The organism is Angelakisella massiliensis (assembly GCF_900104675.1).
GTDB lineage: Bacteria > Bacillota > Clostridia > Oscillospirales > Ruminococcaceae > Angelakisella > Angelakisella massiliensis.
In genome coordinates, this window is record NZ_LT629945.1 from 1 (window position 1) to 2500 (window position 2500).

A 2500-nucleotide genomic window follows, 5' to 3' on the forward strand; every position below is an offset into this window, starting at 1 on the left:
TCGCTTGACCTGGTCAAGCCCTCGACCGATTAGTACACGCTAGCTACACGCGTCACCGCGCTTCCACTTTGTGCCTATCTACCTTGTAGTCTTCAAGGGGTCTTACCTGATTGACTCAGTGGGATATCTTATCTTGTGGTTGGCTTCACGCTTAGATGCCTTCAGCGTTTATCCGTTCCGCACATAGCTGCTCAGCCGTGCCACTGGCGTGACAACTGATGCACCAGAGGTGCGTCCATCCCGGTCCTCTCGTACTAGGGACAGCTCCACTCAAATATCCTGCGCCCACGACAGATAGGGACCGAACTGTCTCACGACGTTCTGAACCCAGCTCGCGTACCGCTTTAATTGGCGAACAGCCAAACCCTTGGGACCGAATACAGCCCCAGGATGCGATGAGCCGACATCGAGGTGCCAAACCTCCCCGACGATGTGGACTCTTGGGGGAGATCAGCCTGTTATCCCCAGGGTAGCTTTTATCCGTTGAGCGATGGCATTTCCACTCACATACCACCGGATCACTAACTCCAACTTTCGTTACTGCTCGACCCGTCGGTCTCGCAGTTAGGCTCGCTTATGCGTTTACACTCAAAAGCATGATTTCTGTCCATGCTGAGCGAACCTTTGAGCGCCTCCGTTACCTTTTTGGAGGCGACCGCCCCAGTCAAACTGCCCACCTAACAATGTCCCCCGACCAGATTCATGGCCGCAGGTTAGAATTCCAGCACTTCAAGAGTGGTATCCCAAGGTCGACTCCGCAGAAGCTGACGCCCCTGTTTCCTAGTCTCCCACCTATCCTGTACATGAAATACCGAAATCCAATATTAGGCTACAGTGAAGCTCCATGGGGTCTTTCCGTCTTGTCGCGGGTAACCGGCATCTTCACCGGTACTACAATTTCGCCGGGTGGGTCGTTGAGACAGTGTCCAGATCGTTACGCCATTCGTGCGGGTCAGAACTTACCTGACAAGGAATTTCGCTACCTTAGGACCGTTATAGTTACGGCCGCCGTTTACTGGGGCTTCGATTCAATGCTTGCACATCTCCTCTTAACCTTCCAGCACCGGGCAGGCGTCACCCCATATACGTCATCTTTCGATTTAGCATAGAGCTGTGTTTTTGCTAAACAGTCGCCTGGACCTATTCTCTGCGGCTCTGTCTCCAGAGCACCCCTTCTTCCGAAGTTACGGGGTCAACTTGCCGAGTTCCTTAACAACCCTTCTCCCGTTGGCCTTAGAATCCTCTTCCTACCTACCTGTGTCGGTTTGCGGTACGGGCATCGCGGATATACAATCAGCTTTTCTCGCCTGACGCTAAACTTGCTTCCCTACTCTAATTTCGGTCCCTTTCGCCCGGGGCTACCAACGCCCGGGTCAAGCCCTTTGTCAGTGTCACTGATCTTAAATCCTTTGATGGCTACGGAATCTCCACCGTATGTGCATCGGCTACGCGTCTCCGCCTCACCTTAGCTCCCGGCTAACCTGGAGCGTACGAACCTTCCTCCAGAAACCTTAGGCTTTCGGCCAATATGATTCTCACATATTTCGCGCTACTCATTCCGGCATTCTCACTCGTGTGAAGTCCACAGGCGCTTCCGCTCCTGCTTCGCCCCGCACACGACGCTCCCCTACCCCGCATCCAAAGATGCAGCCCAAGCTTCGGTTACACGTTTAGCCCCGTTGAATTTTCGGCGCAGAATCACTCGACCAGTGAGCTGTTACGCACTCTTTGAATGTGTGGCTGCTTCTAAGCCAACATCCTGGTTGTTTATGCAATTCCACATCCTTTTCCACTTAACGTGTATTAGGGACCTTAGCTGTGGGTCTGGGCTGTTTCCCTTTTGACAATGAAACTTATCTCACACTGTCTGACTGCTGACCATCAATTATCTGGCATTCAGAGTTTGATAAGGGTCGGTAACCTCTCGGCCCCTAGCCTATTCAGTGCTTTACCTCCAGTAATCTAAGTCAACGCTAGCCCTAAAGCTATTTCGGGGAGAACCAGCTATATCCGAGTTCGATTGGAATTTCTCCGCTATCCACAGTTCATCCGCCGCCTTTTCAACGGAGGTCGGTTCGGTCCTCCATGAGCTTTTACGCTCACTTCAACCTGACCATGGATAGGTCACCCGGTTTCGGGTCATATCCGACTGACTATACGCCCTGTTCAGACTCGCTCTCGCTTCGGCTCCGGACCTGAGGCCCTTAACCTTGCCAGTCAAATATACTCGCCGGACCATTCTACAAAAGGTACCCGATCACCCATTGACGGGCTCTCGGTGCTTGTAAGCACAGGGTTTCAGGTTCTTTTTCACTCCCCTCCCGGGGTCCTTTTCACCTTTCCTTCACAGTACTATACGCTATCGGTCACTGGGTAGTGTTTAGGCTTGGAGGGTGGTCCCCCCGGCTTCCCACGGGGTTTCACGTGTCCCGCGGTACTCTGGATACCGTTCGCTGTCTCAATCTTTCACCTACACGACTCTCACGCTCTTTGGTCTGCC

The 2500-nt window shown here is 52.9% G+C and carries 1 rRNA gene (cut by a window edge); it reads right to left on the reverse strand.

Annotation, left to right across the window (positions count from 1 at the left end):
- Positions 1–9: 9 nt before the first annotated feature.
- A 23S ribosomal RNA gene (locus tag BQ5383_RS05210) occupies positions 10–2500 on the reverse strand; it runs 346 nt beyond the window's last position.